This window comes from Symbiopectobacterium sp. RP (assembly GCF_050472005.1).
Taxonomy (GTDB): domain Bacteria; phylum Pseudomonadota; class Gammaproteobacteria; order Enterobacterales; family Enterobacteriaceae; genus Symbiopectobacterium.
In genome coordinates, this window is sequence record NZ_JBGOGS010000001.1 from 2341657 (window position 1) to 2355476 (window position 13820).

Here is a 13820-nt window from a genome sequence, read left to right on the forward strand (position 1 = left end):
TGATATTTAACGGGTCAACCCCTAAGGGTGATTTGCTATGTTACTTGCCGTCTGGCAGGACACAAGCAGAAATCACCGGAATGCGTCAAGTTTTGCGCATTCCGGTAACGTTAGGTTAAATATAGCAAAGCGACTTAATTTTGATTACATCATATGGACTGAGAACAAAATCTCTGTATCGCAACCACTCTCTCTTTTTTTGCTTTTTGCTTTTTGCTTTTTGCTTGTGCCCATTTATGCTCAATGGGGTTAAGATCTGGCGAATATGTAGGCAAATACTCCACCATATACCCTGCATCGATGATGACTTGTTGAATATTATGTTTTTTGTGAAAAGTTGCATTGTCCATCACGATTACACTGTTTTTAGGGAGTACTGGGATAAGGACTTGTGTGACCCAGGAATAGAAAACATCGCTGTTAATATTGATATCAAATAATCCGATAGCAAACAGCGTTGTGCCTAATAAAGCGCCGATAACATTTGTTCTTCCCTTGGCTCCCCAGTTCTTCAGGCCAAAACACCGTTGACCTTTTGGGGAATAGCCGTGAGTCCGGAGCCTGTACACGAGATTGTGTAATTGCCTGATTTTGATATGTTCAATCCAACATCAAAAGCAGGTTACTTTATGGACGAAAAACAGTTACAGGCTCTGGCTAACGAGCTGGCCAAAAATCTCAAAACCCCTGACGCTCTCAACCAGTTTGATCGCCTGCTGAAAAAGATCAGCCTTGAAGCTGCCCTTAATGCTGAAATGACCCATCACCTCGGGCATGAGAAGCACCAGTCCAAATCTGGAACTAACACGCGCAATGGCTACTCCACAAAGACTGTTACCACCGGCGATGGTCCGCTGGAACTGCGTACACCACGTGATCGTGATGGTTCCTTTGAACCGCAACTGGTGAAGAAGAAGTAGACCCGGCTCACCGGGATGGATAACCAGATTTTATCGTTGTATGCCAAAGGGATGACCACCCACGAAATTGCCGCTGCGTTCAAAGAACTGTATAGCCAACCAACTTAAAAATGATTACAGCCAATGCCCTGATATGTGGCAAAAAAATACAGCTAATTGTTATCAAAATAATGTCGCTTGGCTATATGACGCGGATGTCTCACCCGCCCTGGTATCGAAGGTCACCGATGCCGTTATGGAGCAGGTTGTTGAATGGCAAAATCGCCCCTGGATGCGGTTTATCCCATTGTTTACCTTGACTGTATCGTTCTGAAAGTCCGGCAGGACAGCTGCGTTATCAGTAACTCTGTGTTCCTGGCGCTGGGTATCAATATCGAAGGCCAGAAAGAGCTACTGGGGATGTGGCTGGCCGAAAATGAAGGTGCAAAGTTCTGGCTGAACGTGCTGACAGAACTGAAAAACCGTGGCCTGACCGACATCCTCATTGCCTGTGTGGACGGCCTGAAAGGGTTCCCGGATGCCATCAACACGGTCTACCCGGAAGCCCGCATCCAGTTGTGCATCGTGCACATGGTGCGCAACAGTCTGCGCTTCGTTGCCTGGAAGGACTATAAGGCGGTAACACGCGACCTCAAAGCAGTGTATCAGGCTCCAACCGAAGAGGGCGCGCTTCAGGCGCTGGAGACGTTCGGTGGGACATGGGATCACCGCTATCCGGCATGCAATCAAGAAACGCAAGGTGTTCCCGACTGATAACTCGGTGAATAAGGCCGTATGGCTGGCAATCCAGGCGGCATCACAGAAATGGACGATGCCCTTACAGGACTGGCGTATGGCAATGAGTCGCTTTATTATCGAGTTCGGTGACCGCCTTGACGGTCACTTCTGAGGAAAGGCATTTACACAAAATCTTAAACAGGCTCTGAGTCCGTGGGGTATCGCGTGGAAAACCACTTTCATCAATAAAAACAATAGGGTTACCTTCTTTTTCATACTGTTGTATTTTTTGTTGAAATGCTTGCCGGGCGCTTTCGTCGGCTTTCGGATGACGTAGAGTTTTTTATAGGTCAATCCCAGCTTTTTAAGAGCTTGCCAAATGGGCTTCTGACAAACGCCAAAACGCTCTGCACGTTCTTTTTGGTAAGCATCTGGATATTGTCAACATCTTTTATCAACTCGGATTTATCGATCTTTCGCTGACGCGTGGTCGATGCTTTTGACGCTATTTGATTAATCCAACGCGATACAGAGGCAGGGCCAATCCGAAATTGCTTCGCTGTTTCTCGGATACTCAACCCTTCTTCTTCCCGTGTAGATATCACTTTACGTCTAAAATCAATTGAATAGCTCATTTAAATAATGTAATCAAAATTAAGTCGTTTAGCTATACTGAGCAGTCGAGGAGACTAACTGGCTTTTCTGATACGCGGCAGATCGAAGGCTTTGCGCAGTGTGGAAATAAATGCGGCGTCATGGCAGATGGTTTTGCCGGGGCTGTCGGAGAGTTTCGCCACCGGGCGACCGTTACACTCCACCAGTTTGATGACGATATTCAGAGGTGTAACGCTTGGAATATCGCAGGTCAAGCGCGTTCCGATGCCAAACACCAGATTGATACGCTGAGAAAAATGGCGATAAAGCGTAAGCGCTTTTTCCAGATGCAGGTTATCGGAGAACACCAGCGTCTTACTCATGGGGTCAATGCCTAAGCGTTGATAATGCGCGATGGCCTTTTCGCCCCAATCGATCGGATCTCCGGAATCATGACGCAGACCCTGATAGGCATTAGCGAAATCGAGATCGAAATCGCGCAGGAACGCATCCATGGTAATGCAATCCGTCAGCGCGATACCAAGCTGATCGGGGTATTCCACCAACCAGGCGTGCAGTGCGGCACGTTGGCTGTTCGCCAATGTTGCGCCGAGTTGCTGGTGCGCCTGGAACCATTCATGCGCCTGTGTTCCCACCGGTGTCAGCCCCAAGCGGCGCGCCAGGTCGTAGTTGCTGGTGCCAATCAAATACGGGAATTCTTGCTGTAATACGCTCACGATCTCGTGTTGCACGTCGCGGGAAAAACGACGCCGGGTGCCAAAATCCATCAGTTTGAAATGGCTCAGGTCGATACCCTGACTGCGTTCACGGAACTGCGCCAGCGTGCGGCGCAGCTGCGCCACGGCGTGCACGGCGCTAACGTCCGGCGTGCGCGAGCGGTGCACCACTTCACTGATCAGCGCCAGCAAGGGAACTTCCCATAAAATCACTTCGCGCCACGGGCCGCTAATGCGAATATCCAGTTTGCCGTGATGGTTGCTCACGGTAACTTGCTGCGGGTTAAAGCGGAAATGGCGTAGCCACTGTAAATAATCTGCGGTAAAAAAAGGCAGCGTAGAGAGGTAAGCGAACTCATCGTCGCTGAGTGACAGTTGGCTCATCAGCGCAATCTGCGTGGTGATAGCCTCTGCATAACTCCCTAACAGCTCATCGCTGCGGCAGCGGAATTCCGCTGTAACGTCCACATCATAATAATGATGAAACACCGCTTGCTGCATATGAAGCTTGTACGCATCCGTATCCAGCAATGAGTTCAAAATCGGGGAAGGGTGTAAAGTCATAATGCGTTACAGCATCCTCGTCAGACGCGTTTCCACTATCAAAATCATCAGCAACGTTCGGTGAGTATACCTTGATTCACGCTGCATTGTCGCTATCACCAGATAACATCATAATTTCACAAGAAAAGAGAGGGCCTTTTGTGCTCTGGCCCGGCTATTATTCTCATTCACTTAGCGCCTATTCTATTAGGGCTATTTTACTTGCCATTTTGGTCTTGGGCAGTGCTCGAAATCCTCACATACTCCGTGTACGCTCCTGTTTCTGCACGCTGTCCGTGACCAAACTGGCTGCGCCAATTACGCCTACTGGAATAGGCTCTTAATGATGGCAACATCGTTGTAACAGGCATAAACTGAACTGTCAAAGCAAAGAGTGAGGTGTAAACATCCTATGAATCAACAGCCGCAAGTAAAATACCGTCATGATTACCGTGCGCCGGACTATACCATCAGCGATATCGCGCTTGATTTTGTTCTGGATGCACAGAAAACGCACGTCACGGCAGTGAGCCAGGTGGTTCGGCAGGGAGAGGCGGGGGCGCCGTTAAAACTGGACGGTGAAGGGCTGACGCTGTTAAGCCTGACAGTGGATGGTCAAGCTTGGCCGCACTATCAGGTTGAGGATGATGGCGTGGTATTAACGCACCTGCCTGCCGCTTTCACGCTCAGCATCGTCACAGAGATCAACCCCGCCGCCAACAGTGCGCTGGAGGGGTTATACCAATCTGGTGCTGCGCTTTGCACCCAGTGTGAAGCGGAAGGGTTCCGCCACATCACCTATTATCTGGATCGCCCCGACGTACTGGCGCGCTTTACCACGCGTATCACCGCCGATCCGGTTCGCTATCCTTATTTACTTTCCAACGGCAATCGCATCGCACAGGGCACCCTGGATGATGGTCGACACTGGGTTGAATGGCAGGATCCGTTCCCGAAACCGTGCTATCTGTTTGCACTGGTGGCGGGGGACTTCGATGTGCTTAGCGACAGTTTTACCACCCGTTCCGGGCGCGAAGTGGCCTTGGAACTGTATGTCGATCGCGGCAATCTCGATCGCGCGGGCTGGGTGATGACCTCGCTGCAAAATGCCATGAAGTGGGATGAAACCCGTTTCGGTCTGGAGTATGACCTCGACATCTATATGATCGTCGCGGTGGACTTCTTTAATATGGGCGCGATGGAAAATAAAGGGCTCAACGTCTTTAACTCCAAATACGTGCTTGCCAAGGCAGAAACCGCTACCGATAAAGATTATCTGAACATTGAAGCGGTGATCGGCCATGAATATTTTCACAACTGGACTGGTAACCGCATTACCTGCCGTGACTGGTTTCAGCTCAGCTTAAAAGAAGGACTGACGGTGTTTCGCGATCAAGAGTTCAGCTCAGATCTGGGATCGCGCCCGGTAAACCGCATTGACAACGTGCGTGTGATGCGCGGTGCGCAGTTTGCCGAAGACGCCAGCCCGATGTCGCATCCGATCCGCCCAGATCAGGTCATTGAAATGAATAACTTCTACACCCTGACAGTGTACGAGAAGGGTTCGGAAGTGATCCGCATGCTGCATACGTTGCTGGGTGAGGATAAATTTCAGGCGGGCATGCGGCTTTATGTGGAGCGTCATGACGGGAGTGCGGCCACCTGTGATGATTTTGTGCAGGCGATGGAAGATGCCTCGGGAGTGGATCTGACACAGTTCCGCCGTTGGTACAGCCAGTCGGGTACGCCGGTGGTGACGGTGCGCGATGATTATAATGCTGTAACGCAGCAATATCTGCTGTCGGTCAGCCAAAAAACGCCCGTAGGCGCGGATGGTCAGGAAAAACGCTCGCTGCATATTCCGCTGGATATTGAACTGTACGATCAGCAGGGCAACGTGATTCCGTTGCAATATGCAGGTCAGACGATCGATTCGGTATTAAACCTGACCGAAGCAGAACAGACGTTTGTGTTTGATAATGTGCCGAGTCAGCCGATCCCCTCTTTATTAAGGGAGTTCTCTGCGCCGGTTAAACTCAACTATGCTTGGAGCGATGCCAAACTGACCTTCCTGATGCGTCACGCACGCAATGATTTCTCGCGCTGGGATGCGGCGCAAAGCCTGCTGGCAAACCATATTCGTCTCAACGTTGCGCGCTATCAGCAACACCAACCGCTATCGCTGCCACTGCATCTGGCCGATGCGTTTCGTGGGATATTGTTGGATCCTGTGCTGGATCCGATGTTGGCGGCACAAATTCTGACGCTGCCCAGCGAAAACGAAATCGCGGAGCTGTTTGAGATTATCGACCCGCTAGCCATTGCGGCAGTGCGCGAAGCGATGGTTCGAACATTGGCGACAGAGCTGGCTGATGAGTGGCTCGCGGTGTATCGCGTTAACGCCACCGCAGAGTACCGCATCGAACATGCTGATATTGGTAAACGTGCCCTGCGCAACACCTGCCTCTATTATCTGGCGTTTGGTGAAGTGGCGCAGGCTGATGCGCTGGTAAACGCACAGTATCAGCAGGCGGATAACATGACGGATGCGTTGGCGGCGCTCTCCAGTGCAGTCAGTGCGCAACTGCCGATACGCGATATGTTGATGGCGCAGTTTGACGATCGCTGGCACACCGATGGCCTGGTGATGGACAAGTGGTTTACCTTGCAAGCTACCAGTCCGGCCAGTGACGTGTTGTCTCGGGTGCGAGCGTTGCTGAACCATCGTTCATTCAGCTTGAATAACCCCAATCGACTGCGTGCGCTGCTTGGCGCGTTTGCCAGTGCCAACCCGGCCGCGTTTCATGCCGCGGATGGAGAGGGCTACCGTTTCCTGACCGAGATCCTCAGCGATCTCAATACCCGCAATCCGCAGGTCGCTGCTCGGTTGATTGAGCCACTGATCCGGTTGAAACGCTATGATGAATCGCGTCAGGCGTTAATGCGTCAGTCACTGGAGCAATTGAAAACGCTGGATAACCTCTCTGTCGATCTGTTTGAGAAAATCAGTAAAGCGCTGCAAGGCTAATCCCCCTAAAGGTTCCCGCGTCAGGCGGGAACCTCAAACTGTAGAAAAGCCACTTCACCGCTCGTGATCCTCGGCGAAAGCCGGGGATCTCTGCGCAAATAAATGCGTTTCTGCCGCAAGAGATTCCCACCTTCGCGGGAATGAGGTAAATGGATGGAAATGACTGAGGAGAGCCTGTTTAAGATTTTGTGTAAATGCCTTTCCTCAGAAGTGACCGTCAAGACAGTCACCGAACTCGATAATAAAGCGATTCATTGCCATACGCCAGTCCTGTAAGGTGTATTAGTCGCGACTAGATATGACACTGGACCTTGAAAGGGGCTTTGTTGAATAAATAGAACTTTTGGGTAATCATCGGAGCAGATCAACACAGTTGTTTCAAAATCAAGTCTCCATGGCAAAACAAAATTTTAAAATCACCAACTGGCCCTCTTATAACAAGGCCCTCAAGCAGCACGGTTCTCTAACCGTATGGCTAGCTGAATCAGCCATTGCTGCATGGACGGAAAAAAACACTATAGCCAAGCGACTTAATTTTGATTACACCATATGGACTGAGAACAAAATCTCTGTATCGCAACCACTCTCTCTTTTTTTGCTTTTTGCTTGTGCCCATTTATGCTCAATGGGGTTAAGATCTGGCGAATATGTAGGCAAATACTCCACCATGTACCCTGCATCGATGATGATTTGTTGAATATTATGTTTTTTGTGAAAAGTTGCATTGTCCATCACGATTACCCTGTTTTTAGGGAGTACTGGGATAAGGACTTGTGTGACCCAGGAATAGAAAACATCGCTGTTAATATTGATATCAAATAATCCGATAGCAAACAGCGTTGTGCCTAATAAAGCGCCGATAACATTTGTTCTTCCCTTGGCTCCCCCGTTCTTCAGGCCAAAACACCGTTGACCTTTTGGGGAATAGCCGTGAGTCCGTGGGGTATCGTGTGGAAAACCACTTCCATCAATAAAAACAATAGGTTTGCCTTCTTTTTCATACTGTTGTATTTTTTGTTGAAATGCTTGCCGGGCGCTTTTGTCGGCTTTCGGATGACGTAGCGTTTTTTTATAGGTCAATCCCAGCTTTTTAAGAGCTTGCCAAATGGCCTTCTGACAAACACCAAAACGCTCTGCACGTTCTTTTTGGTAAGCATCTGGATATTGTTCAACATCTTTTATCAACTCGGATTTATCGATCTTTCGCTGACGCGTGGTCGATGCTTTTGACGCTATTTGATTAATCCAACGCGATACAGAGGCAGGGCCAATCCGAAATTGCTTCGCTGTTTCCCGGATACTCAACCCTTCTTCTTCCCGAGTAGATATCACCTTACGTCTAAAATCAATTGAATAGTTCATTTAAATAATGTAATCAAAATTAAGTCGTTTAGCTATAACAGTCTTTGTGGAGTAGGCATTGCGCGTGTTAGTTTCAGATTTGGACTGGTGCTTCTCATGCCCGAGGTGATGGGTCATTTCAGCATTAAGGGCAGCTTCAACGCTGATCTTTTTCAGCAGGCGATCAAACGGGTTGAGAGCGTCAGGGGTTTTGAGATTTTTGGCCAGCTCATTAGCCAGAGCCTGTAACTGTTTTTCGTCCATAAAGTAACCTGCTTTTGATGTTGGATTGAACATATCAAAATCAGGCAATTTACACAATCTCGTGTACAGGCTCTGGAGACAGATTCACGAAGCATCAGAGCGGAACGTAGCCTGATCGCCATACACCAGATTTGCTAATAACCCCCTCCTGCTTTCGGGAGGTTTGTCAGCAACTTCGAACCTGTTTTCTGTGATAAGTGTTTTACTTTCCCCCTCGATCTCATTACCATTCCCCGCTGTGCGTCAGGAAGTCACCCGCTTTATTGTTATTTTGCATGCATGACTTTTGGGATCTCAGGAGACACTATGTTCTATCCCGTAATCAAGAAGGCACTTTTCCAGCTCGATCCAGAACGGGCTCACGAATTTACCTTCCAGCAGTTACGTCGTCTATCTAATACACCGTTTGAATTTCTTATTCGCCAATCCGTTCCCACCAAACCTGTTACCTGCATGGGCCTTTCTTTTAAAAACCCACTCGGCTTAGCCGCCGGTCTGGATAAAGATGGCGATTGTATTGATGCGCTGGGCGCAATGGGCTTTGGTCATATTGAAGTCGGTACGGTAACACCGCGCCCGCAGCCGGGTAATGATAAACCGCGTCTGTTTCGCGTCGTAGAAGCGGAAGGGTTAATTAACCGCATGGGATTTAATAACCATGGCGTGGATAACCTGATCGAGAACGTAAAAAAATCCCGTTTTGGTGGTGTGCTGGGAATTAATATCGGCAAGAATAAAGATACGCCCGTAGAACAGGGTAAAGATGACTATTTGATCTGCATGGACAAGGTCTATGCACACGCCGGATATATTGCGATCAATATCTCTTCACCGAATACGCCGGGATTACGTTCTCTGCAATATGGGGAAGCCCTAGACGATCTGTTGCAGGCGATTAAAAATAAACAAGAAGCATTGCATCAACAGCATCAAAAATATGTGCCGATCGCGGTGAAGATCGCGCCTGATCTTTCTGAGGAAGAATTGATCCAAATTGCTGATAGTTTGGTACGCCATAACATTGATGGGGTGATTGCCACCAATACCACACTGAATCGTGATTTGATTAAGGGGTTAAATCATTGCGGGCAAACCGGTGGGTTAAGCGGACGTCCGTTACAGCAGTGCAGCACCGAAGTTATTCGTCGTCTGGCACAAGAATTGAGTGGCCGTTTGCCGATTATTGGCGTTGGCGGGGTCGATTCACTGATGGCCGCACGGGAAAAAATGGCCGCGGGTGCATCCCTGGTACACATATATTCCGGCTTTATTTTTCATGGACCGCGCCTGATTAAAGATATCATTACCCATATTTAATCTTTTTATCACATCATTTCTCGTTGGGGGTTTATTTATTCCCCCAGCTAGTCTATATTTTACTCGTTTGTGCAATTAATCTTCTTTTTTACAAAAAACGCGACTGACATACCCTCACCGAGCGTATGAAGGATATTACCCGTTTTCTTGTCAAGGATGGCAATGGTATGTGGTGTGCAGACGCAATTGCGTCGATGAATAGCCCAAGGGGAAGGTGAATAGTATGAAGTTAAAACCTGACGACAATTGGCGCTGGTATTTTGATGCGGAACACGATCGTATGATGTTGGATTTAGCCAACGGAATGGTATTTCGTTCTCGTTTTTCGGCCAAAATGCTTACGCCAGATGCGTTTGCCCCCATATCATTTTGTGTTGATGATGCCGCATTGTTTTTCACCTTTCAGGAAAAATGTCAGCCTATTTCGTTGCAGCATGAATTGCAGGCAGAGCTGGTATTAAATGCGTTGGTGGCTCACCGTTATTTAAAACCCCTAATGCCAAAGAGTTGGTATTTTGCGCAGCAACCCCATGAACAGCAATCCCCGCAAATGGGCGATGCGGTTTGGGTCATGCTGGCTGAAAGCCAGGAAATTGCCTGCTTTATGGTGGTGGATCGCGGTGAAAAAGCCAGCTTGTGCGTGTTGGCTCAAGAGGCGCTGATGCTTAACGGCAAAACAATGCAGCTAGGCGAAGCGATTAAAATCATGCATGACCGCTTGTTGCCCCAGCAGAGCGCGCTGGCAGGGGCGATGCCATCGGCAGCTTTCCCCTATGCCAAGGTGGTGTAGGGGAAAGATTCTTATCAGGCGAGCACCAAGTCTCCCTGTGGCACGCAGCTGCAGGCCAGAATAGTGCCATCCTCGCGCACGGCACCCCGCTTTAAGGGCGAAACCTCACCGCTGACCAGTGTCATTTTGCAACAACCGCACACGCCCGCCCGGCAAGAATAGGGCACGCGTACACCGTGCTGCTCTAATTGCTCTAACAAAATTTGCTGATTATTTCCCGGCAGCGTTTTGCCCTGATAGTGCAGAGAAAGGCCTTGTTTCGCCTGAACCGGTGCTTCCAGCGTTGCGGCAGGGGTTCCTGCACCATAGAGACGCGGTGGTTTGGTTGCCAGCACCTCGACACTATCGCCCACCCGAATGATACCGCTTTGACGTGCCACCATGTTCTGACCAAAATCCACGTCGCCGTTTTCCGCCGTACGGAAGGCTTGCAATGTGGCGAGCGGCTCTCCCGAGGGATGCTTGCGCCCACGCTCGGTGCTCACGGTGGTCAATACGCAGCGGCTGCACGGTTTGACAACGTCAAAAGTCACCTCGCCAATACGCAGCGTCTGCCAGCCGTCTTCCGCGAAGGCATCAGCGCCGATCACCACAATGTTAGGACGGAACTGAATCAGCTTGACCCCCGCGCTACAACGCTGGCGCAGTGCCTGAAAAGAGGCTTCATTGACCAACAGATAAGGGTAACCGTCGGCGAAACCTAACGGAATGTCGGGAAAACGTTTCACGCGACGAGAGGGCATGTCGCCAACCCAGCGCAACTGTACCGGACGTTTAAAATAACTGCTCAACCACTGGTTGATGTTATCGGGTGTGATGCAGGCGGAAAAATGCGAGCCCCAGACTTCTGTGGGCTGTGGGGTGTGGGCGAAATCCGCATAGCGTACTAACGCCTGAGCGCCATCAGGTGCGGTGAGAAACAGGCCGTCAGGCAGCAACGCCGGTGTAAACAGCACCATTTCGGGAAACTGACGTGCAGTGATAAAGGTTCCATCGGGTTCCGTCACCATAAATGAACGGTCATACGCCAAGCCGCTGGGCGTTGCCAACGCATGGGAAAGTTGCAAGCCGCGCAAGGATTTGACCGGATGAACGTACAGTTGGGAAACACCAATCATCAAGAGTGCCTATCTGTTCAAAGGTTTTAACGCCGCAACTTTATGTGTACTAGCTCAGACCTGATCTGACAGTTACCGATTATTTATACAGGTGTCTGTCAGATTACATCTGGTTCAGATTCTTTTCTGCCCAGATCCGTTTTCCATCGAGTAAAGTGGCCATCGGCGTACGCCCGCAGCACATTTTTCCCTGATGAGTTCGCTCATTATTGTAATGCCACAACCAGTTGTCCAGATCTACCTGCAGGCTTTCCAGGTCTCCATATAACTTCTTGCGGAACATAACCTGATAAAAATCCTGCAAAATGGTTTTATGGAAGCGCTCGCAGATGCCGTTCGTCTGCGGAGACATCGCCTTCGTTTTCGTATGCTCGATATCGTTGATAGCCAGATAAAGCTGATAATCATGCTGCTCCACTTTACCACAGTACTCCGTACCCCTGTCGGTCAGTATTCTCAGAACCGGCAGTCCCTGAGCCTCGTAGAACGGGAGTACGCTATCATTGAGCAGGTCGGCGGCGGTGAGCGGTGTTTTATTCGTATACAGCTTGCAGTGCGCCACTTTCGAGTACGTATCCACGAACGTCTGCTGGTAGATACGGCCCACCCCCTTCAGATTGCCCACGTAGAAGGTGTCCTGCGAGCCCAGATACCCGGGATGTGCCGTCTCGATTTCACCGCAGGCCTCATCATCGTGCGCCTTCTTCTCCAGGGCTGCGATTTGAGCGTCGGTAAGGACAATGCCTTCTCTGGCGACCTTTTCCTCAAGCGCCTTCAGGCGTTTACGGAAGTTCTCCAGGTCGTGTCGTTGCCAGATGGAGCGCACGCCGCTGCCGGAGATAAACACGCCTTTTTTACGCAGCTCATTACAGGTCCGGTGCTGCCCATGGGGCGGGAACTCAATAGCATAATCTGTATTAGTCGCGACTAGATCTGACACTGGACCTTGAAAGGTTGAGAGTTACCGGTTTTGATATGGGTGTCTAATCCTTAAACAAAACGCGAGGTATAGCTAAACGACTTAATTTTGATTACATTATTTAAATGAGCTATTTATTCGCCAGATCTTAACCCAATTGAGCATAAATGGGCACAAGCAAAAAGCAAAAAGCAAAAAAAGAGAGAGTGGTTGCGATACAGAGATTTTGTTCTCAGTCCATATGGTGTAATCAAAATTAAGTCGCTTGGCTATATTTACAGTTTCACCAATGCGCTGAAAGAGGTCATGTACGACGCGGAAAAGCAAGCTGTCCGGCGAGTTCTCAAGAATTGTGAGGATGCGGACGCGGTGGTATCAGAAATGAAACTGCTACTTGATGAAACTAATCAGTCGCACAATCTGTTGCTGACGAATACCTTAGCACGATGGCAACAGGCGGATATCCAGCGCTTCCTACAACGCCATTGACGCTTGACGTTAAATAACTGATCATACGTTCAGTAAAATGCTTGACTGTTATAATGTTATAACGTTATAACAGATAATCGTTCCATACTGCGGCAAAAGCGCGCAGAACATGCAAGCCTCAACTCCCTCTGGTGGTTAGGGCTTTTTACTTATTGTAAAATTTTTAAAGATCGGAATATATTCTAAAAATAAATTATAAGCATGGAATATATTATGATGCCTGTCGATTCGTTTAGTGTTCAAAGCGGAAAATGGCCTTCACCTCATGAGCTACCATCCAGTTTTGGGCCGCCATATCGCACCTTCGCTGAGTGGGTCTATCAAGTAAAAAACGAGCCGGTGGATTTTGATAGTAAACCCAAACCCCCATGCGAGTCATCCGCCAAACGTACATTGATGGCAGTTCTTCGGAAGCTTTCTGGAGTGTTCCAACGTAAACAATCCTCACAGGTATCGTCGCAGGGGAAAAAAGCAAATAGCCAGCTGGATATCAGCAGCACTAGTTTGATGACTAAAACACCGAATACAGCAAACCTATTTCGATATCTCGACTATTTGGCCAAAGAGAAGAATATTGGTTGTGTTGAATTGATAACGAAAGAACTTGTAGGTCAGTCATCCAGTAACTGCATTCAAATGATGAATAACCTTAAAGAGTGGTATGGGCAGCATATACTTGGCGTGCTAAATTTTGCTGTTGAACAAGTTGCTCAGGCAGAAGAGGATCCTTTAAAGCTCTCCAATGCTTCTAAATATCCTGTCCTTCTTAAGGAGTTAAGACGTGCATTGCAGGAAAAACTGGAGGGCTACGATGGGCAAATCAGCAACGGTGAAAGTATTCGTTTTCGTTACCAGCTAGCGCCTCAAGATATCGAAGCATTGTCTAACTTGAATATCAAAATATAAATATTTATTGTGTATATTTGTATAATATACACAATAAACATCAAGATGCACGGCAAGGCTACGCTTCGGCGTGGCCTTTTTTATGTGTGCCGGGCATGCCCGCCAGCTTGGGGGTGAAAGTCCCCTGTACAGCCTGA

Annotated in this window: 10 protein-coding genes and 5 pseudogenes; 7 read left to right on the forward strand and 8 right to left on the reverse strand. The window is 48.9% G+C overall.

Annotated elements, in window-relative coordinates; translation table 11 throughout:
* Positions 1–149: 149 nt before the first annotated feature.
* Positions 150–569 carry a transposase gene (locus ACD630_RS15485; protein ID WP_430359583.1) on the reverse strand — a complete coding sequence of 140 codons (420 nt, stop codon included), beginning with the start codon at positions 567–569 and terminating at the stop codon, positions 150–152.
* Positions 570–629: 60 nt separating this feature from the next.
* Here ACD630_RS15485 and ACD630_RS15490 point away from each other — a divergent pair.
* Positions 630–1809: pseudogene (locus tag ACD630_RS15490) on the forward strand (IS256 family transposase).
* On the opposite strand, the gene ACD630_RS15495 reads toward ACD630_RS15490, so the two are convergent.
* From ACD630_RS15495 to pncB, 3 genes and pseudogenes are all read right to left on the reverse strand, one after another.
* A complete protein-coding gene (locus ACD630_RS15495; protein WP_430360141.1) occupies positions 1800–1991 on the reverse strand; it encodes a hypothetical protein in 192 nt (63 codons plus the stop codon). The pseudogene ACD630_RS15490 and the gene ACD630_RS15495 overlap by 10 nt on opposite strands.
* A gap of 18 nt (positions 1992–2009) precedes the next feature.
* Positions 2010–2272: pseudogene (locus ACD630_RS15500) on the reverse strand (IS630 transposase-related protein); the annotation flags it as partial.
* A gap of 54 nt (positions 2273–2326) precedes the next feature.
* The gene (gene pncB / locus ACD630_RS15505) at positions 2327–3532 is read right to left on the reverse strand and encodes a nicotinate phosphoribosyltransferase (protein WP_430359584.1); all 1206 of its coding nucleotides are present in this window, start codon (positions 3530–3532) and stop codon (positions 2327–2329) included.
* A 391-nt stretch (positions 3533–3923) separates the two neighbouring features.
* On the opposite strand from pncB, the gene pepN reads away from it, so the two are divergent.
* Together pepN and ACD630_RS15515 are read left to right on the forward strand one after the other, a co-directional pair.
* Complete coding sequence (gene pepN / locus ACD630_RS15510; RefSeq protein ID WP_430359585.1) at positions 3924–6539, forward strand: aminopeptidase N; 2616 nt, start codon at positions 3924–3926, stop codon at positions 6537–6539.
* Between the two features lie 394 nt (positions 6540–6933).
* Positions 6934–7047, forward strand: a pseudogene (locus tag ACD630_RS15515) (IS5/IS1182 family transposase); the annotation flags it as partial.
* A 32-nt stretch (positions 7048–7079) separates the two neighbouring features.
* Here ACD630_RS15515 and ACD630_RS15520 read toward each other — a convergent pair.
* Both ACD630_RS15520 and ACD630_RS15525 read right to left on the reverse strand, forming a co-directional pair.
* Positions 7080–7901, reverse strand: a complete 822-nt coding sequence (locus ACD630_RS15520; protein ID WP_430359586.1) for an IS630 family transposase — start codon at positions 7899–7901, stop codon at positions 7080–7082.
* A gap of 33 nt (positions 7902–7934) precedes the next feature.
* Positions 7935–8144 (reverse strand): annotated as a pseudogene (locus ACD630_RS15525) (IS256 family transposase); the annotation flags it as partial.
* 306 nt (positions 8145–8450) lie between these two features.
* Here ACD630_RS15525 and pyrD point away from each other — a divergent pair.
* Together pyrD and ACD630_RS15535 are read left to right on the forward strand one after the other, a co-directional pair.
* Positions 8451–9461 carry a quinone-dependent dihydroorotate dehydrogenase gene (gene pyrD / locus ACD630_RS15530; RefSeq protein ID WP_430359587.1) on the forward strand — a complete coding sequence of 337 codons (1011 nt, stop codon included), beginning with the start codon at positions 8451–8453 and terminating at the stop codon, positions 9459–9461.
* A gap of 223 nt (positions 9462–9684) precedes the next feature.
* Positions 9685–10251: a cell division protein ZapC gene (locus ACD630_RS15535; protein WP_430359588.1), complete on the forward strand. Its 567-nt coding sequence runs from the start codon at positions 9685–9687 to the stop codon at positions 10249–10251.
* A gap of 14 nt (positions 10252–10265) precedes the next feature.
* Here the strand turns inward: ACD630_RS15535 and ACD630_RS15540 are convergent, their stop codons facing one another.
* Entirely contained in the window at positions 10266–11369 is a 1104-nt protein-coding gene (locus tag ACD630_RS15540) for a YcbX family protein (RefSeq protein WP_430360081.1), read from the reverse strand.
* A gap of 103 nt (positions 11370–11472) precedes the next feature.
* Positions 11473–12279: pseudogene (locus tag ACD630_RS15545) on the reverse strand (integrase core domain-containing protein); the annotation flags it as partial.
* A gap of 219 nt (positions 12280–12498) precedes the next feature.
* Between ACD630_RS15545 and ACD630_RS15550 the strand changes: the two are divergent.
* Both ACD630_RS15550 and ACD630_RS15555 read left to right on the forward strand, forming a co-directional pair.
* Complete coding sequence (locus ACD630_RS15550; protein ID WP_430359589.1) at positions 12499–12777, forward strand: hypothetical protein; 279 nt, start codon at positions 12499–12501, stop codon at positions 12775–12777.
* Between the two features lie 201 nt (positions 12778–12978).
* On the forward strand, positions 12979–13683 hold the full coding sequence (locus ACD630_RS15555; RefSeq protein WP_430359590.1) for a hypothetical protein: 705 nt from the start codon (positions 12979–12981) through the stop codon (positions 13681–13683).
* Positions 13684–13820: the final 137 nt, after the last annotated feature.